General features: G+C 73.8%; 15 protein-coding genes. 7 read left to right on the forward strand and 8 right to left on the reverse strand.

Annotated features, from left to right (window positions below; translation table 11 throughout):
- Positions 1-11: 11 nt before the first annotated feature.
- The gene (locus ACFY8U_RS29930) at positions 12-776 is read right to left on the reverse strand and encodes a glycerophosphodiester phosphodiesterase family protein (RefSeq protein WP_389575373.1); all 765 of its coding nucleotides are present in this window, start codon (positions 774-776) and stop codon (positions 12-14) included.
- Positions 773-1,453 (reverse strand): YitT family protein, encoded by a 681-nt coding sequence (locus ACFY8U_RS29935; protein WP_389575374.1) that lies wholly within the window; start codon positions 1,451-1,453, stop codon positions 773-775. The genes ACFY8U_RS29930 and ACFY8U_RS29935 overlap by 4 nt, the downstream gene beginning before the upstream one ends.
- A 102-nt stretch (positions 1,454-1,555) precedes the next feature.
- On the opposite strand from ACFY8U_RS29935, the gene ACFY8U_RS29940 reads away from it, so the two are divergent.
- The gene (locus tag ACFY8U_RS29940; protein ID WP_389575375.1) at positions 1,556-3,055 is read left to right on the forward strand and encodes a PLP-dependent aminotransferase family protein; all 1,500 of its coding nucleotides are present in this window, start codon (positions 1,556-1,558) and stop codon (positions 3,053-3,055) included.
- Positions 3,056-3,142: 87 nt separating this feature from the next.
- Here the strand turns inward: ACFY8U_RS29940 and ACFY8U_RS29945 are convergent, their stop codons facing one another.
- Entirely contained in the window at positions 3,143-4,834 is a 1,692-nt protein-coding gene (locus tag ACFY8U_RS29945; protein ID WP_389575376.1) for a hypothetical protein, read from the reverse strand.
- 37 nt (positions 4,835-4,871) lie between these two features.
- A complete protein-coding gene (locus ACFY8U_RS29950; protein WP_046907412.1) occupies positions 4,872-5,066 on the reverse strand; it encodes a hypothetical protein in 195 nt (64 codons plus the stop codon).
- Between the two features lie 320 nt (positions 5,067-5,386).
- Here ACFY8U_RS29950 and ACFY8U_RS29955 point away from each other — a divergent pair, with 320 nt between their 5' ends.
- From ACFY8U_RS29955 to ACFY8U_RS29980, 6 genes are all read left to right on the forward strand, one after another.
- Entirely contained in the window at positions 5,387-5,779 is a 393-nt protein-coding gene (locus tag ACFY8U_RS29955; protein WP_361604553.1) for an ankyrin repeat domain-containing protein, read from the forward strand.
- A 265-nt stretch (positions 5,780-6,044) separates the two neighbouring features.
- Positions 6,045-7,460 carry a HEAT repeat domain-containing protein gene (locus ACFY8U_RS29960; protein WP_389575377.1) on the forward strand — a complete coding sequence of 472 codons (1,416 nt, stop codon included), beginning with the start codon at positions 6,045-6,047 and terminating at the stop codon, positions 7,458-7,460.
- 371 nt (positions 7,461-7,831) lie between these two features.
- Entirely contained in the window at positions 7,832-8,962 is a 1,131-nt protein-coding gene (locus ACFY8U_RS29965; protein WP_389575378.1) for a glycosyltransferase family 4 protein, read from the forward strand.
- Positions 8,959-10,137: a glycosyltransferase gene (locus tag ACFY8U_RS29970; protein ID WP_389575379.1), complete on the forward strand. Its 1,179-nt coding sequence runs from the start codon at positions 8,959-8,961 to the stop codon at positions 10,135-10,137. Before ACFY8U_RS29965 ends, ACFY8U_RS29970 begins: the two co-directional genes overlap by 4 nt.
- A gap of 380 nt (positions 10,138-10,517) precedes the next feature.
- On the forward strand, positions 10,518-11,408 hold the full coding sequence (locus ACFY8U_RS29975; protein ID WP_389575380.1) for an SGNH/GDSL hydrolase family protein: 891 nt from the start codon (positions 10,518-10,520) through the stop codon (positions 11,406-11,408).
- Positions 11,405-15,004, forward strand: coding sequence for a hydantoinase B/oxoprolinase family protein (locus ACFY8U_RS29980; protein ID WP_389575381.1), 3,600 nt, complete (start codon positions 11,405-11,407; stop codon positions 15,002-15,004). Before ACFY8U_RS29975 ends, ACFY8U_RS29980 begins: the two co-directional genes overlap by 4 nt.
- A 15-nt stretch (positions 15,005-15,019) precedes the next feature.
- Here the strand turns inward: ACFY8U_RS29980 and ACFY8U_RS29985 are convergent, their stop codons facing one another.
- Genes ACFY8U_RS29985 through ACFY8U_RS30000 form a run of 4 tightly spaced genes read right to left on the reverse strand, consistent with a single transcriptional unit; the run spans position 15,020 to position 18,596 of the window.
- On the reverse strand, positions 15,020-15,883 hold the full coding sequence (locus ACFY8U_RS29985) for a biotin-dependent carboxyltransferase family protein (protein ID WP_389575382.1): 864 nt from the start codon (positions 15,881-15,883) through the stop codon (positions 15,020-15,022).
- Positions 15,880-16,506, reverse strand: a complete 627-nt coding sequence (pxpB, locus tag ACFY8U_RS29990; protein WP_389575383.1) for a 5-oxoprolinase subunit PxpB — start codon at positions 16,504-16,506, stop codon at positions 15,880-15,882. The genes ACFY8U_RS29985 and pxpB overlap by 4 nt, the downstream gene beginning before the upstream one ends.
- Positions 16,503-17,267: a LamB/YcsF family protein gene (locus tag ACFY8U_RS29995; RefSeq protein ID WP_389575384.1), complete on the reverse strand. Its 765-nt coding sequence runs from the start codon at positions 17,265-17,267 to the stop codon at positions 16,503-16,505. The genes pxpB and ACFY8U_RS29995 overlap by 4 nt, the downstream gene beginning before the upstream one ends.
- Positions 17,268-17,315: 48 nt before the next feature.
- Positions 17,316-18,596, reverse strand: coding sequence for an MFS transporter (locus ACFY8U_RS30000; protein ID WP_389575385.1), 1,281 nt, complete (start codon positions 18,594-18,596; stop codon positions 17,316-17,318).
- Positions 18,597-18,598: the final 2 nt, after the last annotated feature.

An 18,598-nucleotide genomic window follows, 5' to 3' on the forward strand; every position in this document is an offset into this window, starting at 1 on the left:
GGGACGGGCGCTCAGACCCACACGCCCCGGTCGGTCAGCACTGCGCGCAGCGTCTCCAGATGATCGGTCATGATGCCATCCACTCCCAGGTCGAGGAGAGAGTTCATCCGCTCCGGATCGTTGACCGTCCACACATGGACCTGGAGCCCCCGGGCGTGCGCCTCACGGACGAAGCGCCGGTCCACCACCGTGATGCCGCCCTGGCGCTCCGGGACCTGCGCCGCGACCGCGCCCGCGCGCAGCGCCGCCGGGATGCCGAGGGAGCGCAGCCGCAGGGCGGCGACGCCCTTGACGCCGTAGGAGGTCGCGAGCTGCGGTCCTGCCAGGCGCTGCGCCCGGGCCACCCGGCTCTCGGTGAAGGAGCCGACGCAGATCCGGTCCCACGCCTTGGTCCTGCGGATCAGGTCGACCAGCGGGACCAGGGAGGACTCGGCCTTGAGGTCCACGTTCCAGCGGGCCTCGGGGAACTCCTCGAGCAGCTCCTCGAAGAGCGGCAGAGGCTCCTTCCCGGCCACGCGCGCCTCGCGGACGGCGGCCCACGGAAGGTCGCGTATCCGCCCGGCGGTGTCCGTCACGCGGTCGAGTGTCGAGTCGTGGAACGCGACGAGCGCACCGTCCGCGGTGGTGTGCACATCGGTCTCGAAGTAGCGGTATCCGGCCGCCGCGGCCCGGCGGAAGGCCGCCGCGGTGTTCTCGAGGCCGTCCGCCGTGCCGCCGCGATGGGCGAACGGGATGGGGGACGGGTGGTCCAGGTAGGGGTGGCGTACGCGAGTCACGGCCGCAGTATCGCCTGTTTCGGTGTCCCGGAGGCGACCACGGTGCTGCTCGATTCCTGCTCGGGGATGGCGAAGCGGCGCAGGAAGAACTGGGCGAGCGGGCCGATGCTCAGTGCGTAGAGGACCGTGCCGGCGCCGACCGAGCCGCCGAGCAGGAATCCCGTGGCGACGACTGCGATCTCGATCGCCGTACGGACCAGCCGGATCGAGCGGCCGGTGAGCCGGTGCAGCCCGGTCATCAGACCGTCGCGCGGCCCCGGGCCGAACCGGGCGGCGATGTACAGGCCGGTCGCCGCCCCGTTGAGGACGATCCCGAGGAAGAGAAGCGCGATCCGCGGGGCGAGCCCCTGGACCTCCGGCACCAGGGCGAGGGTTCCGTCCATGGCCACACCGATGACGAAGACGTTCGACACCGTGCCGAGGCCCGGCTTCTGCCGGATCGGGATCCACAGCAGCAGAACGGCCGCCCCGACGATGATCGAGACGACGCCGATGGTCAGTCCGGTCTTCTCGGCCAGCCCCTGATGAAGGACGCCCCAGGGCTCCAGACCGAGCCCGCCGCGCACCAGGAGCGCCGAGCTGATCCCGTACAGCGCCAGTCCGACGTACAGCTGCGTGAGCCGACGGGGCAGATGGCGACCGGTGAGCCGCCCGCGGAGGCCGGTGGCGATGGACAAGGTGGTGCTCCCTGCGTGGTGGTGGTGGACTGACTTATGACACTCTGTGGCGGGGGATCGGACGCCAACCATGGCCAATTCGAGGAAGGTGGACTGAATTCCATGGCTAAGTGGACCTCGGCCGTCGGGCCGGCTCAGCTCGCCCGGCAGCTTCAGACGCAGCAGCCCCGTCCGGCCGGGCCGGGCACGCGCAAGCCGCCCGCCTACCGCGCGCTGGCCGACGGGATCCGGCTCCTCGTCCTGGAGGGCCGGGTGCCGGTCGCGGCCCGGCTGCCCGCCGAGCGTGAACTCGCGGTGGCGCTGACCGTGAGCCGTACGACGGTGGCGGCGGCGTACGAGGCGTTGCGCGCCGAAGGGTTCCTGGAGTCGCGGCGCGGGGCCGGAAGCTGGACGTCCGTTCCGGCCGGGAATCCGCTGCCCGCGCGCGGGCTCGAACCGCTGCCGCCGGAGTCGCTCGGCTCGATGATCGACCTCGGCTGCGCGGCGCTGCCCGCACCCGAGCCGTGGCTCACCCGCAGCGTCCAGGGCGCGCTGGAGGAACTGGCGCCGTACGCCCATACGCACGGGGACTACCCGGCGGGGCTGCCCGCGCTGCGCCAGATGCTCGCCGACCGGTACACCGAGCGCGGCATCCCGACGATGCCCGAGCAGATCATGGTCACCACCGGCGCGATGGGCGCGATCGACGCCATCTGCCACCTCTTCGCCGGGCGCGGCGAGCGGATCGCCGTCGAGTCGCCCTCGTACGCCAACATCCTCCAGCTCATGCGGGAGGCGGGTGCCCGGCTGGTGCCGGTGGCCATGGCCGAGGGGCTCGCGGGCTGGGACCTGAACCGCTGGCGCCAGGTGCTGCGCGACGCGGCGCCCCGTCTCGCGTACGTCGTCGCCGACTTCCACAACCCGACCGGCGCGCTGGCCGACGAGGACCAGCGGCGTCAGCTGGTGGACGCGGCCCGTTCGGCGGGCACGGTGCTCGTCGTCGACGAGACGATGTCCGAGCTGTACCTGGACGAGCGCACGGAGATGCCCCGGCCGGTCTGCGCCTTCGACCCGGCCGGCGCGACCGTGCTCACGGTCGGCTCCGCGAGCAAGGCGTTCTGGGCGGGCATGCGGATCGGCTGGGTCCGGGCCGCGCCCGACGTGATCCGTTCGCTGGTGGCCGCGCGGGCCTACGCGGACCTCGGGACGCCCGTCCTGGAGCAGCTCGGTGTCAACTGGCTGATGCGGACGGGCGGCTGGGAGCAGGCGGTCACCATCCGCCGCACCCAGGCGCGCGAGAACCGCGACGCGCTGGTCGCGGCGGTGCGGGCGCAGCTTCCGGAGTGGGAGTTCGACGTCCCGGCCGGGGGCCTGACGCTCTGGGTCCGCACGGGCGGCCTCTCCGGCTCGCGGATCGCGGAGGTCGGCGAGCGCGTCGGCGTACGGGTCCCGTCGGGGCCGCGCTTCGGTGTCGACGGCGCCTTCGAGGGGTACGTGCGGCTGCCGTTCACCGTGGGCGGCCCGGTCGCCGAGGAAGCGGCGTCCCGTCTCGCGGCCGCGGCCCGCCTGGTGGAGTCGGGCGCGGGCACGGGCAACGAACAGCCGAGGGCGTTCGTGGCGTAGGGGCCGCGGCGCGCGCCCCGTAAGGGCATACGCCCCGCCCCCGGCGGAACGTATGCCCACGACGGGGGCAGCGCCTACACGGGGAGGTCAGCCCTCGGCCGGGACCGGGGCGTGGCGCGGCGGCGGACCGGGGTCCGGCGAGGGTGAGGGCGCGGGCGGGGACGGGGGCGCCGGCGAAGGTGCGGGGCCGAGGTCCAGGGCCGGGCCCGGGCCCGGGTCCGGGTCCGGGTCCGGGGCCGAGCCGGGGGCCGCCGGGACCGCAGTCGTCGTCGCGTCCTGCCGGTCCGGCAGCAGCGCGAGCACCGCCTGCCGGTGCGCCTCGCTCGTCGCGTCGTCGTACGGATCCGGCGTCGCCGGCACCTGGAGCCGCAGGACCGGCCCCGTGCCGAGGCGGGCGTAGCCACGGCCCGGCGGGACGGCCGGGATCGGCGTCGTGTGCGGCGCGACACCGAGGACCGACTCGATCTGAGCGGGCGACGCGGGGCCGAGCACGACCCGTGCGCGCGTGTGCGTCCGTACCGTCTCGCTCAGCGCGTCCACGCTGTCGAACTGCTCCGCCACCACCACCGTCACCTGCGCGGCCCGTCCGTGCCGCAGCGGCACCTGGAGGAGCTCCTGCGGGTCGCGGCGCCCGTCGGCCGCCGCCAGGTGACCGAGGATGCTCGGCCGGTCGAGCAGGATCCACAGCGGGCGCCGGGTGTCGTCGGGGGCGGGACGGCCCGCCTGACGGGCCCGGTTCGCCGCGATGAGCCGCCGCTCCGTCTCGTGCGCGGCCCACTCCAGGCTCGCCAGCGCGCCCGCGAGGCCGCACTCGACGGCCAGGACGCCCGCGCGGCCGGTCAGGCATGCGTACTCGCCGGTGCCGCTGCCCTCGACGATCAGGACGTCGCCGTACGGCAGGGCCTGCAGGGCGATGGAGCGCAGGAGCGAGGTCGTGCCGCTGCCGGGCTGGCCGACGGCGAGCAGGTGCGGCTCGGTGGAGCGCGGGCCCGTCCGCCAGATCACGGAGGGCGCGTCCTCCTCCCCGTCGGCGGCGAGCACCGGGACGGTCCGCTGCACGGCGTCGGCGTCGGTGAAGCCGAGGACGGTCTCGCCGGGCACGGTGACGAAACGCTGGGCGGCGATCGTGGTGGGCAGGGCGGGCAGCACGCTCATGACGAGCTGGTTGCCCTCCTCGTCCCAGTCGAAGAGGTACTCGCGGCCGCGCCCCGACTTGGCGTGCAGCAGCTGTTCGATCCGGGCACGGGAGGCGGCCTCACCGTCGGTGAAGTACGCCGGGTACTTGATCCGCAGGCGCGTGAGGCGCCCGCGGTCGTCGAAGGCGTGGTCCCCGAAGGCGCCGCTCCAGTCGCCTCCGTGGGCGAAGAGGGGAGCGGGGTCCTCGGGGACCGAGAAGTACGGCACCAGAGCCTCGTAGAGGCCCTTGAGGCGCTCGATCTCCGAGTCGTCGGGCCCGGTCTTGACGACCGGGCGCTCACGGCCCGTCCACGCGGCCGCGCCCATCACCGAGACAAGGGCGAGCAGCGGACCGTACGGGACGAGCGCGACGACCAGGACGCAGGCCGCGACCAGGAGCAGCGTGGGACCGCGCCGCTCCTTGGGGGTCGCGGCCCACTTGGCGCGCGCGGTCGCGGCCAGCCTCCGCAGACCACGTGTGATGGTGATCAGCGGATGGAGCACATCGGTGGCGCTGTCGGCGGCCGTGCGCGCGATCTCTCGACTGCGAGCGATCCGGTCGCTGCCGCTGCTCAGAATGCGGGGGAGTGGTCGCCGGGCCACGTCGTACTCCTGGAGTTGTGGAAGGGACTGTCGGGCGTCAGAACTTGATCCCGCCCAAGAGGCTGGCGAGGCTCTGGCCGCCCGCGGTGATGCTCGGGGCGATGGCGGTGCCCGCGAGGTAGAAGCCGAACAGCGCGCTGACGAGGGCGTGGGAGGCCTTCATCCCGTCCTTCTTGAAGAACAGGAAGCAGATGATGCCGAGCAGGACCACGCCTGAGATGGACAGGATCATGAGGTGTTCTCCTGGTTGAGGGGACAGTCACCATGAGTCCTTCCAGGTTCACAGCAAGTATCTATGCGATTAAAGGTGCATATGGGTGAATGTCGGGCGATTTCACTTGACTGGCGGATGGAGAGGCCTCGCCCGGGTGGCGAAACGCGCGGAGCGCGCTAGCGCGGGAGGCGCTCGCGTCCCGGATGAGCTGCGGTGATCCTTGCCGTGGACGCCCCGCGTCATGTCGCCTGACGGGCAGTACCCTGTCGATTCACTCGTACGGCGGCGGTTGCCGTGCGCACGTCACAGATCCGGGAAATGAAAGGCGGGCACGTCCGATGAGCGAGACTCCGGACCCTGAGGTCATCGAGCTGGCGAGCAAGGTCTTCGACCTGGCGCGCACAGGGGACGCCGAGACGCTGGCCGCCTACCTCGACGCCGGCGTCCCCGCGAACCTCACCAACGACAGGGGCGACTCGCTCGTCATGCTCGCCGCCTACCACGGGCACGCCGACGCGGTCACGGCCCTGCTGGCGCGGGGTGCCGACGGCGACCGCGCCAACGACCGGGGGCAGACCCCGCTCGCGGGCGCCGTCTTCAAGGGCGAGGACGCCGTCGTCCGCGCGCTGCTGGCCGGCGGCGCAAATCCGGAAGCGGGGACTCCGTCTGCCGTGGATACTGCTCGGATGTTTGGGAAGGCAGAACTCCTGGAGCTGTTCGGCGCCCGGTGACCCCCCGGTGAAGATCGGGGGCGAGATCCGGATGAACGGACACTGAACCCCAGGTGGGAGCGGTGTCGTAAATGTGGTCGCGGTGGCGAAATGGCTGGGTCATCATGACGACGGGCCCGCAAGGGGCCACCGACGAGAGGCAGAGGAAGATGGTCAACACCAAGCGAAGGACGACGGGCGGCTCGACATGTTGCTGCGCGGCCTAGGCGATCACCAGTGCCCCGTAGTTCCGGTCGTGTCGACAGCTTGATGTGAGGCGTCTTCCATGTTCGAACCAGTCATAGCGCCGAGCGGCACCCTGCTCGGCCTGCTGCAGAGGGGCCGCGGCGACGGCACCCTGCACGCGCTCGCCGCCCCCCGTGCCGAGGCCCTCGCGGCCCTGAACCACTGCGTTCTCAGCGACCCCCGCCACGACTGGCAGGTCGAGAACCGGTCCCTCTACTACGCACGGCTCTACCTCGATCTCGACGGCGGACTCGAGGAGATCGAGGCCCACCTCTTCGGCGCCGAGGACCACTTCGACACCGAGGAGAACCGGACCGGGCTCGCGCTCGCCGTCCTCGGGCACCTCGCCTCCTACGGCCGCCAGGACGCCCTGGTGCTGCTCCGGCGGTACGCCGCGACCGGTACCAACTGGGCGTGGGCGCTCGACGAGCTCGCGCTGCGCGACGACGACGCTGGCCTCCGCTCGCTCGCCCTGCCCGTCCTCGCCCGCTTCCCGGCCGGCCCGGAGGGCGACGCCGAGCTGTCGAGCGCCGTACGGGACGCCTTCGAGCCCCGTCCGTGGCGGCTGTGGGCCGAGGACCGGCGTGAGACCGTGGGCGCCCGGGTCAGGGCCGCCCAGGAACGAGGCTCCTTCGACCGCTGGCAGCGCCAGATGCGGCCGAGCGGGCCCCGCCCCGGCTGGAGCGTCCAGGCGGTCTTCGACTGGGCCCAGGAGGGTCTGGAGCGCGGCGCCGTGCTGCACGGGCCCGCCGCCCGCTGCCTCACCGCCGTCGCCGGCCCCGAGGACAGGCCGCTGATCGTCGAGGCCGCCCGCAGCGGACCCGACGGTGCGCGCTGCGCCGCCCTTCACTACCTCGCCGAATCACGCGACCCCGCCGTCCTCGACCTGATCGAGGGCGCGGCCGGCAGTGACTCCCGTACCGTCGCCGATGCCGCCGTCGCCGCCTTCGAGCGGATGTGCGGCGAGGCCGCCGTCGACCGCGCCCGCGGCTGGGTCCACCGGCCCGACGCGCTCGGCACCGCCGCCGCGGGCGTCCTCGCCTGCCGGGGCGGGGCCCAGGACGCCACACTCGTCCTCGGAGCCCTGCGCGAGACCGTCCGGTCCGCGGGCCCCGACGCGACCGCTCTCTACACCCTCGTCGACGGCGCCGGGCGCCTCGGCATCGCCTGCGCCGCGCCCGTGCTGCGCCACGTCTACCGAGAGACCGCCTCCTCCCAGCTCCGCGGCCGAACCGCCCGCGCCCTCGCGGCCACCGACCCGACCTTTCCGACGGGCTTCGCCGTCGAATGCCTCTGGGACTGCGAGGAGACCACGCGCGAAGTAGCGGCGCTGCACGCCGAGACCGGCGACGTCCGCGTCGCGGAGCGCTTGCGGCGGCTGGCCGTCGACCCGGCCGAGGAGGCCGAGGTCCAGACGGCGGTCCGTAACCGGATAGGGCCCGACCTCCAGGTCTGACCCCGGCACTCGTCCCTGCGGCTCCCGGCCTCGGCGCCCCCAAGGGCGGTCGCCGAGGAGCCGGGCCCGGACGGCTGTGAGCGGTGGGTGCCGGCCGCGGCGGCGGCTGGCCGGGGGTGCGTTTGAAGGGCTGGCGATAGGCGGCGGCTCACCAGGAGTGTGTCCGCAGGGCTGGCGCTGACGACCCTGGCGACTGCTCGCCAGGGTGCGGCCGCAGGACGGCGGCGGCGCGGCCGCCAAGGGTGGGCCAGGTGGCCGTGACACGTCCGTCCGGCCGCCCCCGGGCCCAGGGGGCAAACGCTCATGGGACGTTCCCCAGGCGTCCAGATGCATGTCGGCGGGAACACGCCGGGCGCGACGACAACACCGGTATGCGTGTCGTCATCGTCACCGAATCCTTCCCTCCCGATGTCAATGGTGTGGCGCACTGCGCCCAGCAGACCGCGCGCCACCTCGTCCGCCGCGGCCATGACCCGCTCGTCGTCGCCCCGGCCGTCGCCGGAGCCACCGACACCCACCCGGACACCGACGCGCCGTGCCCGGTCGTGCGCGTACCGTCCCTGCCCCTGCCCGGCTACCCCCAGGTGCGCGTCGCCCTCCCCAGCCGCCGCCTCGCCACGGCCATCGCCGCCCACCGGGCCGATGTCGTCCACCTGGCAAGCCCCTTCGTGCTCGGCGTACGCGGCATGGCCGCCGCGACCCGACTCGGACTGCCCGCCGTCGCCGTCTACCAGACCGACCTCGCCGGATACGCCCGCACCTACATGGGCGCCGGAGAAGGCGCCGCCTGGCGCCGGCTGCGGGCCGTCCACGGCGCCGCCGACCGCACCCTCGCGCCGTCCACCGCCGCCGCGCGCGACCTGGAGACGCACGGCATCGGCCGCGTACGGCTCTGGCGGCGCGGCGTCGACACCGTCCGCTTCCGCCCCGACCTGCGCGACGACACCCTGCGCCGCGAGCTCGCGCCCGACGGCGAACTCGTCGTCGGTTACATCGGCCGCCTCGCCCCCGAGAAGCGGGTCGAACTGCTCTCCGGTGTGTGCGGACTGCCCGGCATACGGGTCGTGGTCGTCGGAGACGGACCCAGCGAGCCGGCCCTGCGCGCCGACCTGCCCGGCGCCCGGTTCCTCGGCCGACGCACGGGCGACGACCTGGCCAGGATCTTCGCCTCGCTGGACGTGTTCGCGCACACCGGCCCGTACGAGACGTTCTGCCAGACCGTTCAGGAGGCGATGGCCAGCGGAGTCCCGGTCGTCGCCCCCGCCGCGGGCGGCCCGCTGGACCTCGTCGACCACCGCCGGACCGGTCTCCTCGTCCCGCCGGACGACACCACCGCACTGCGCGGCGCCGTCGCTTCGCTCGCCGAGGCACCGGCCCTGCGCGCCGCCTACGGGCGGGCGGGCCGCGCGGCCGTCGAGGGCCGGACCTGGGAGGCCGTCGGCGACGAGCTGATCGGGCACTACCTGGAGGTCCTGCGCGAGCGAACGGCGGTGGCGGCATGAGAGGCCCCGCGATACCGCGGCCGCTGCGCATAGTCCGGCTCGCCAACTTCGTCACGCCCACCTCGGGGGGCCTGCGCACGGCCCTCGAACAGCTCGGCCGCGGCTACCTCGCCGCCGGGCACGAGCCCGTCCTGATCGTCCCCGGCGACGTGGAGAGCGACCAGGCCACCGTCCAGGGACGCATCATCACTCTCCCCGGCCCCGTGCTTCCCGGCACCGGCGGCTACCGCGTCCTCGCCGACCGGCGCCGCGTGCGCCGGATCCTGGAGGAGCTCGCCCCGGACCGCATCGAGGTCTCCGACCGCACGACCCTGCGCTGGACGGGGGAGTGGGCGCGACGGGCCCGGGTGCCCTCGATGATGGTCTCCCACGAGACCGCGGACGGCGTTCTGCGGACCTGGGGCGTGCCCCCGGCCGCCGCGGCCCGCGCCGCGGACCGGCTCAACCGCCGTACGGCGTGGGCGTACTCGCGGATCGTCTGCACGACCGAATGGGCGGAGCGGGAGTTCGTACGGATCGGGGCCCGCAACGTGCTGCGCGCGCCGCTCGGCGTCGACCTGGACCGTTGCCGCCCGGGGCGGCGCAGCACCGTCCTGAGGGCCAAGCACGCGGACGGCGAGCGGGTGCTGCTGCTGATGTGCTCGCGGCTCTCCGTGGAGAAGAGGCCCGGAACGGCCCTGGACGCGCTCGCGCACCTGCGCGGCCAGGGGGTGCGGGCGGCGCTCGCCGTGGCGGGTGAAGGGCCGCTGCGAGGCGCTCTGGAGCGGCGAGCGCGGGAGGAGCGGCTCCCGGTGCGCTTCCTGGGGCACGTCGCCGACCGCGAGACCCTGGCCGACCTCCAGGCCTCCGCCGACCTGTGCCTGGCCCCAGGGCCCGCCGAGACGTTCGGGCTCTCGGCCCTGGAGGCACTCGCCTGCGGGACCCCCGTGGTCGCCAGCGCCTCCTCCGCGCTCCCCGAAATCATCGGAGACGCGGGCGCCTGCGCCACGGACGACCCGGCCTCTTTCGCGGAGGCGGTCCGCTCGGTGCTCGCCCGGCCGGAGCCGTCCCGCCGCGCGGCGGCACGCGCGCGTGCCGAACTCTTCGGCTGGGACCGCTCCATCGCCGCGTTCCTCGCCGCCCACGAGGCGGCCCCGACCACGATCCGCGTCCCGCCGCAGGGGGTGCGCACATGACGACCGCTCTGCCTTCGACGGCGAACGAGCCGGAGTTCCTCCGCAAGCCGACGGGGTCAGCGGCGCCGGACGCGCCGGACTGTGCTCCCGCATCGGGCGCCGCTCGGATATCGGATCCAATCGCCCGGACATCGGATCCAGAAGCCCCGCGATCGGATACGACCGCCTGGACATCGGATCCAATGTTCCCGACGTCGGATCAAGCGGCCTGGACATCGGATCCAATGTCCCCCACATCGGATCCCGCGGCCTGGACATCGGATCCGACCGCCCTGACATCGGCTCCCATCGCCGATCCCGCCCCCGCCATCCTCCCCGAGACCCGACCCGCGCGCCTGAACGCCATCCCCGAGCCCCGTCGCGAACCCGGTGCCGGCCCCGTGACCCCCGCGTCGGCCGCCGTGCTCGTGCCCGCTCCGCTCCGCTTCGCCGTCCTCGGGGACTCTCTCAGCGAGGGCGTCGGCGACCGCGTCGACGGCACCTGGCGCGGCTGGGCCGCTCTGCTCGCCACCGGGCTCGCGGGACCCGGCCGGCGGCTCGATTTCCGTAACTTCGCCGTCAGCGGCGCCCAGAGCCGGGAGGTCGCCGAGCGACAGGCACCCGAGGCCGTGGCGTTCCGCCCGCACCTCGCCTCCGTCGTCGTCGGCGTCAACGACACGCTGCGCCACACCTTCGACATCGAACAGCTCGCCCGCCGGCTCGACGGGGTCTGTGCGGACCTCACTGCGAGCGGAGCCGTCATCCTCACCGCGTGCCTCCCCGACCCCGGCCGGATGCTCGGCCTCCCGCCGCCGCTCGCCCGCCCGCTCGCCAGGCGCCAGAAGGCCGTCAACACCCTGGTCCACGCGCTCTCCGCCCGGTACGACGCCGTCCACCTCCACCTCGACGACAGCGCCTGGACCGACGACCGGGCCCTGTGGAGCGCCGACCGCCTCCACCCCGGCGAGCGCGGCCATCGGGCGATCGCCGCGCGGTTCCACGCGCTCCTCGCCGACCGGGGCCTCGCCCACGGCACCGCGCCCTCGCCCGATCCCGAGCAGCCTCCGCCCACCCGGACGGAGGCGGTGCTCTGGCTCGCCACCGCCGGCACCGGATGGGTGCTCCGGCGCTGCCACGACCTCCTGCCCCAGCTGCTGCACCTGGCGGGCTCGGAGCTGCGGCACTGGGCGGGCGGCACCGACGCCCGGCTCGACCGGCGGGCCGAACACGCCCTGGCCGCCGCGCTCGCGGCCGTGTCCCTGGACGCCACGGTGGCCACAATGGGGGAATGACAGGGCGCTGGGAGTTCTGGATCGACCGTGGCGGCACCTTCACCGACGTCGTGGGCCGGCGGCCCGACGGGCGGCTGGTCACCCGCAAGATCCTCTCCCACGACCCCGCCCGCCCCCACGACGCGGCCGTCGCCGGGATCCGCCTCCTCCTCGGGCTCGGCCCCGACGAGCCGGTGCCCCCCGACCGGGTCGCCGTCGTGAAGATGGGTACGACCGTCGCCACCAACGCCCTCCTGGAGCGGCGCGGCGAGCCGACGGTCCTCCTCGTCACCGAGGGCTTCCGCGACGCCCTGCGGATCGCCTACCAGAACCGGCCCCGGCTCTTCGACCGCCACATCGTGCTCCCCGAGGCCGTCTACGAGCGCGTCATCGAGGTCCCCGAGCGGGTCGACGCCCAGGGCCGGGTGGTGCGGCCGCTCGACGAGGACGCCGTCGCCGAGGAGTTGCGGGCCGCGCACCGCGACGGTTACCGCTCCGCCGCCGTCGTCCTCATGCACGGCTACCGCAGCCCCGAGCACGAGAGCCGGATCGCCGACCGCGCACGCGCCCTCGGCTTCACCCAGGTCAGCTGCTCCCACGAGGTCAGCCCGCTGATCAAGCTCGTGCCCCGCGGCGACACCACCGTCGTCGACGCCTATCTCTCCCCGATCCTGCGCCGCTACGTCGACGAGGTGGCCCGCGAACTCGCCGGGATCCGGCTGATGTTCATGCAGTCCAACGGCGGCCTGCGGGAGGCCGCCCACTTCCGTGGCAAGGACGCCGTTCTCTCGGGACCGGCCGGCGGCGTCGTCGGCATGGCCCGTACCGCGGGGCAGGCGGGGTTCGACCGGGTCATCGGCTTCGACATGGGCGGCACCTCCACCGATGTGTCCCACTACGCGGGCGAGTTCGAGCGTGAACTGGGTACACAGGTCGCGGGTGTACGAATGCGCGCCCCGATGATGAACATCCACACCGTCGCCGCGGGCGGCGGCTCCGTCCTGCACTACGACGGCCAGCGCTACCGCGTCGGCCCCGACTCCGCGGGCGCCGTCCCCGGCCCCGCCTGCTACCGCCGCGGCGGCCCGCTGACCGTCACCGACGCCAACCTGATGCTCGGCCGGGTCCAGCCCGACCACTTCCCCGCCGTCTTCGGCCCTGACGGCGACCAGCCGCTGGACGCGGACGTCGTACGGGAGAAGTTCACCGCCCTCGCCGAGGACATCGGCGGCGGCCGCACCCCCGAGGAGGTCGCCGCGGGATTCCTGGAGATCGCCGTACTCAGCATGGCCAACGCGGTCAAGAAGATCTCCGTCCAGCGCGGCCACGACGTCACCCGCTATGCACTCACCAGTTTCGGCGGCGCGGGCGGCCAGCACGCCTGCGCCGTCGCCGACGCCCTGGGCGTCGACACCGTCCTCGTACCGCCGCTGGCCGGTGTCCTCTCCGCGTACGGCATCGGGCTCGCCGACGCCACGGCCATGCGCGAACAGTCCGTCGAGGCCGAACTCGACGTGGAGGGGACGCACGCGCGTGTGACGGGGCTCTGCGACGAACTCGCCGAGCGCACCACGGAGGAGCTGCGCGCCGACGGACTGCCCGACTCCGCGATCACCACCCACGCGCGCGTGCTGCTGCGCTACGCCGGCACCGACGCGAGCCTCCAGGTGGACCTCGCCCCCGCCGAGGAGATGCGCGAGGCGTTCACGGCCGTCCACCGCACGCGGTACGCCTTCACCATGGACCGGCCCCTGGTCGTCGAGGCCGTCTCCGTCGAGGCCGTGGGACTCGCCGGGCCCCACGGTCCCGTGGCCGTCGAGGCGGGCGAGCCCACCGGGGAACGCCCCGCCGAACTCGCGCCCCGGGCGACCGTACGGATGTACAGCGGTCACGCCGCCGCCGACACCCCCCTCCACCGCCGGGAGGACCTGCGGCCGGGCGACACCGTCACGGGACCGGCGATCCTCGCCGAGGCCGACGCCACCACCGTCGTCGACGCGGGCTGGCGGGCCGCGGCCGGTGACGGCGGACACCTCGTCCTGACCCGTGCGACACCTCGCCCCGCGCGCGTGGCGGTCGGCACGGACGTCGACCCGGTCCTCCTGGAGGTCTTCAACAACCTCTTCATGGCGATCGCCGAGCAGATGGGCGTACGCCTGGAGAACACCGCTCACTCCGTCAACATCAAGGAGCGACTCGACTTCTCCTGCGCCCTGTTCGACCCCGAGGGCAACCTCATCGCCAACGCGCCCCACATCCCGGTCCACCTCGGCTCCATGGGGGAGTCCATCAAGGAGGTCCTGCGGCGCGGTGGTGACTCCCTGCGCCCGGGCGACGTCTACGCGATCAACGACCCGTACCACGGCGGCACCCACCTGCCGGACGTGACCGTGGTGACCCCGGTCTTCGCCGACTCCGGCGACCGGCTGCTCTTCCTCGTCGCCTCACGCGGCCACCACGCCGAGATCGGCGGCATCACTCCCGGCTCCATGCCCGCCTTCAGCCGGACCGTCGACGAGGAGGGCGTCCTCTTCGACAACTGGCTGCTCGTACGGGACGGCCGGCTGCGCGAGGAGGAGACGCGCGCGCTCCTCACCGGGGCCCCCTACCCGTCCCGCGACCCGGACACCAACCTCGCCGACCTCCGCGCCCAGATCGCCGCCAACGAGAAGGGCGTCGAGGAACTGCGCAAAATGGTCGAACAGTTCGGGCTCGACGTCGTCCACGCCTACATGCGGCACGTGCGTGCCAACGCGGAGGAGTCCGTCCGGCGGATCGTCGCCGGTCTGCGGGACGGTTCGTACCGATACGAGACGGACAGCGGCGCCGTCATCCAGGTGGCGGTCCGCGTCGACCGCGAACGGCGCTCCGCCGTCATCGACTTCACCGGCACGTCACCCCAGCAGGACGGCAACGCCAACGCGCCCACCTCCGTCGTGACGGCGGCCGTGCTGTACGTCTTCCGCACCCTCGTCGACGACGACATCCCTCTCAACAGCGGCTGCCTGGAGCCGTTGGAGGTCCGCGTGCCGCCCGGCTCCATGCTCGCGCCCTCCTACCCGGCCGCGACCGTCGCCGGAAACGTGGAGACGTCCCAGGCGGTCACCGGCGCCCTCTACGCGGCCCTGGGCGTCCAGGCCGAGGGCTCGGGCACGATGAACAACCTCACCTTCGGCAACGCGCGCGTGCAGTACTACGAGACGGTGGCGAGCGGCTCGGGCGCGGGTGACGGCTTCGACGGGGCCGACGCCGTCCAGACCCACATGACCAACTCCCGGCTCACCGACCCCGAGATCCTGGAGTGGCGCTACCCGGTCCGGGTGGACTCCTTCGCGCTGCGGCAGGACAGCGGAGGGCGCGGCCGATGGCGCGGAGGGCAGGGCGTCGAACGCCGGATCCGCTTCCTCGAACCGATGACCGTGGCCCTGCTGACGGGCCACCGCCGGATCCCGCCGTACGGCATGGCGCACGGGGATCCGGGGGCGCTCGGGGAGAACCAGGTCCAGCGCGCCGACGGCACCGTCGAGCACCTCGACGGGGTCGACACCACCGACGTCGGTCCGGACGACGTCCTGATCCTGCGGACCCCGGGCGGCGGAGGGTTCGGCACGCCCTGAACCGGCGCCGTCCCCTCAGCCCGCCGGCACGAAGCGCACCACCGTCCCCGGCGCGGCCTGCGCGGCCGCGGCCAGGTCGGCCTCCCGGACCACCGCCACCACCGGATAGCCGCCGGTGGTCGGATGGTCGGCGAGGAAGACCACGGGCCGCCCGTCCGGGGGCACCTGCACCGCGCCCAGGACCATGCCCTCGCTGGGGAGTTCGGCCGTGATCGCCCGCTCCAGGGGCGGTCCCTCGGTCCGCAGGCCGATGCGGTTGGAGGCGGCGGACACCCGGTACGCGCGCGTGGCCAGGGTGCGGAGCGCCCCCTCGGTGAACCAGTCGTCGCGCGGCCCCAGCCGGACCCGCAGGACGAGTTCGTCCGACGGGCCCGGCCAGGGAGGGGCGTCGAGCGGCCCCCGTACGGCCGGTTCCGCTCCCAGCGGCAGCACGGCCCCGTCCGCCAGCGGCGCCGGGCCGAGTCCGGACAGCAGGTCGGTGGAGCGGCTTCCGAGGACGGGTTCGACGGCGATCCCGCCGCCGAACCCCACGTACGCCCGCAGGCCGTGGGTGGCCGCCCCGATGTCGAGGAGCGCGCCCGCCGGCACCCGTACGGCCGCGCCCCAGGCGACCGGCCGTCCGTCGACGGTGACCGGGCACGGCGCGCCGCCCACGGCGACGGTGACCGCGCACCGGGGCCGCACCGCGCACCCCACGACCGTGGTCTCCAGGACCGCAGCGCCCTCCGGATTGCCCAGCAGACGGTTCACCAGTCGCGCCGCGCCGGGATCCAGCGCCCCCGAGCGGGGCACGCCCAGATGCGCGTGCCCGGACCGCCCGAGGTCCTGGACGGTGGTCAGCGCTCCGGCCCGTACGACGGCGAAAGCACGATCGGTCACCGGCTCTCCACCACGAAACGCACCAGGGCGCCGGGCGCCAGCAGCGCGGCGGGCTCACGCGCCGCGTCCCAGAGCACGGCGTCCGTGGAGCCGATCAACTGCCAGCCACCCGGGGAGGAGCGGGGATACACGCCCGTGTACGGCCCCGCGAGCGCGACCGAACCGGCCGGGACGGACGTGCGCGGGGTGGCCCGGCGCGGCACCTGGTACGGCTCGCCGAGACCGGTCAGATAGCCGAAGCCCGGCGCGAACCCGCAGAACGCGACCCGGAACTCGGTGGCCGAGTGGATCCGAACCGCCGTCTCCACGGACACCCCCCAGAGCGCGGCGACATCCGCCAGATCAGGACCGTCGTAGCGGACCGGTACCTCCACGGCCCGCTCCACGCGCGCGTGAAGCGGCGGAATCGTCCACTCCCGCAACTGGTCCGCCACCAGGTCCGGAGCGTCGACCCCGTCGAGCAGCACCGTCCGCGCCGCCGGGACGATCTCCCGTACGGAAGGCAGCGCACCGCCCGCGCGCCGGCGCAGCAGCTCGGCGTGGAACGCCTCGGTCTCCGTGCCGCTCCCCAACTCGACGAGCAGAGCCCGTTCGCCCACCCGGAACACGCGCCGCGCCTTCACGCGAACGCCTCGACCCTGACTCCGGTCGCCTCCAGCTCGGCCCGCACCCGCCGGGCGAGGCCCACCGCGCCCGGGGTGTCCCCGTGCAGGCAGAGCGAGCGCGCCCGCACGGCGACGGACGTCCCGCAGTGCGCGGTCACGACCCCGAACCGGGCCATGGAGACCGACCGTTCGACGACCTCCGCCGGATCGGTGACGACCGCCCCCTCCTGCCCCCGTGGCAGCAGGGAGCCGTCCGCCGTGTACGCCCGGTCGCCGAAGGCCTCGGCGACCACCGGCAGCCCGGCCTTCGCGGCCGTCTCGTGGAGCCGGGAGCCGGGCAGGCCGAGCACGGGCAGCCCGCCGCCCGCGAGAAGTACCCCGTCGACGACCGCCGCCGCCTGCTCCTCGTCGCGGACCACCCGGTTGTAGAGCGCGCCATGGGGTTTGACGTAGGAGACCCGCGAACCTGCCGCGCGGGCGAAGACGTCCAGCGCACCGATCTGGTACGCGACCTCGGCCGCCAGCTCGTCCGCCGGGACGTCCATCGAGCGGCGCCCGAACCCGGCCAGATCGCGGTACGAGACCTGGGCACCGATCCGTACGCCCCGCGCGGCCGCCAGTTCGCAGACGCGGCGCATGGTGACCGCGTCCCCGGCATGGAAGCCGCAGGCCACGTTGGCGCTGGTGACGACGGTGAGCAGCTCCTCGTCGTCGGTGAGCGTCCAGCGGCCGAAGCCCTCTCCGAGGTCGGCGTTGAGGTCGATCGAGGCCCAGGTCATGGCCGTTCCTTTCTTCCCCGGCGGCCCGGTGCATGCGGGCCGCCGGTGTCATACGAGTTCCCGGCCGCGGGTCTCCGGGAGGCCGAGCAGGGCGATAACCGCGAGGCCGTAGCCGATGGCCCCGAAGACCAGCGCGCCGCCGACACCCCAGCTCTCGGCGAGGAAGCCCACCAGGGTCGGGAAGACCGCGCCCACCGCGCGGCCGGTGTTGTACGTGAAGCCCTGCCCCGTGCCCCGTACCGCCGTCGGGTACAGCTCGGCGAGGAAGGAGCCGAAGCCGCTGAAGATCGCCGACATGCAGAAGCCGAGCGGGAAGCCGAGCACGAGGAGGAGCGTGTTCGCCCCGGAGGGGATGTTCGTGTACGCGAGGACGGAGAGCGCCGAAAGGGCGGCGAAGAGCGCGATGTTCTTCTTCCTGCCGAGGACGTCCGTGAGGTAGCCCCCGGTCAGATAACCGATGAAGGCCCCGGAGATCAGGAACGTCAGATAGCCGCCGGTTCCGACGACCGTCAGCCCCCGCTCGGTCTTCAGGAAGGTCGGGACCCAGGTGGCGAGGGTGTAGTAGCCGCCCTGGACGCCGGTCGACAGCAGCACCGCGAAGAGCGTCGTGCGCAGCAGGTCCGGCTTGAAGATGGCGGCGAACGAGCCGCGTCCGGTCGCGGAGCGCCGGATCTCGGCCGCCTGCGGGGCGTCCTCGACGTTCCGCCGGACGTAGACGACGAGCAGCGCGGGCAGGGCGCCGGTCCAGAACATGACCCGCCACGCCAGGTCGGCGTCGACGAACGCGAAGACCAGGGTGTACACGATCACCGCGAGCGCCCAGCCGACCGCCCACGCGCTCTGGATGCCGCCGAGCGTACGGCCGCGGTGCCTGGCCGAGGCGTACTCGGCGACCAGGATCGCGCCGACCGCCCACTCGCCGCCGAAGCCGAGGCCCTGGAGGGCGCGGAAGACCATCAGCGTCTCGTAGTTGGGCGCGAAGCCGCAGAGGACGGTGAAGAGCGCATAGGTGATCACGGTGATCATCAGCGCCTTCACGCGGCCGATACGGTCCGCCAGGATGCCGGCCAGCGCGCCGCCGATCGCCGAGACGACCAGGGTGACCGTGGTCAGCAGACCGGTCTGACCCTTGTCCAGACTGAAGTAGGCGGCGATGGCCACCATCGAGAGCGGCAGCGTGAAGAAGTCGTAGGAATCCAGGGCGTATCCGCCGAACGCGCCGCCGAAGGCGCGCCGGCCGCGCGGCCCGAGGGCCCGCAGCCAGGCGAACGCGCCCGTGCCGTCGGGCCGTTCGCCCTGGGTGTGCTGCTTGGTCTGTGCCGTGCTCATGT

Origin of the sequence: Streptomyces sp. NPDC012508 (genome assembly GCF_042902595.1) — a bacterium.
In the GTDB taxonomy this organism is placed as follows: Bacteria; Actinomycetota; Actinomycetes; order Streptomycetales; family Streptomycetaceae; genus Streptomyces.

Bases quoted from the DNA above. Each gene is read 5' to 3' on its own strand.
- ACFY8U_RS29940 (WP_389575375.1), top strand. From the start codon at position 1,556: ATGGCTAAGTGGACCTCGGCCGTCGGGCCGGCTCAGCTCGCCCGGCAG.
- ACFY8U_RS29950 (WP_046907412.1), bottom strand. From the start codon at position 5,066: ATGATCCTGTCCATCTCAGGCGTGGTCCTGCTCGGCATCATCTGCTTC.
- ACFY8U_RS29955 (WP_361604553.1), top strand. From the start codon at position 5,387: ATGAGCGAGACTCCGGACCCTGAGGTCATCGAGCTGGCGAGCAAGGTC.
- ACFY8U_RS29960 (WP_389575377.1), top strand. From the start codon at position 6,045: ATGTTCGAACCAGTCATAGCGCCGAGCGGCACCCTGCTCGGCCTGCTG.
- ACFY8U_RS29965 (WP_389575378.1), top strand. From the start codon at position 7,832: ATGCGTGTCGTCATCGTCACCGAATCCTTCCCTCCCGATGTCAATGGT.
- ACFY8U_RS29970 (WP_389575379.1), top strand. From the start codon at position 8,959: ATGAGAGGCCCCGCGATACCGCGGCCGCTGCGCATAGTCCGGCTCGCC.
- ACFY8U_RS29980 (WP_389575381.1), top strand. From the start codon at position 11,405: ATGACAGGGCGCTGGGAGTTCTGGATCGACCGTGGCGGCACCTTCACC.
- ACFY8U_RS29995 (WP_389575384.1), bottom strand. From the start codon at position 17,267: ATGACCTGGGCCTCGATCGACCTCAACGCCGACCTCGGAGAGGGCTTC.
- ACFY8U_RS30000 (WP_389575385.1), bottom strand. From the start codon at position 18,596: ATGAGCACGGCACAGACCAAGCAGCACACCCAGGGCGAACGGCCCGAC.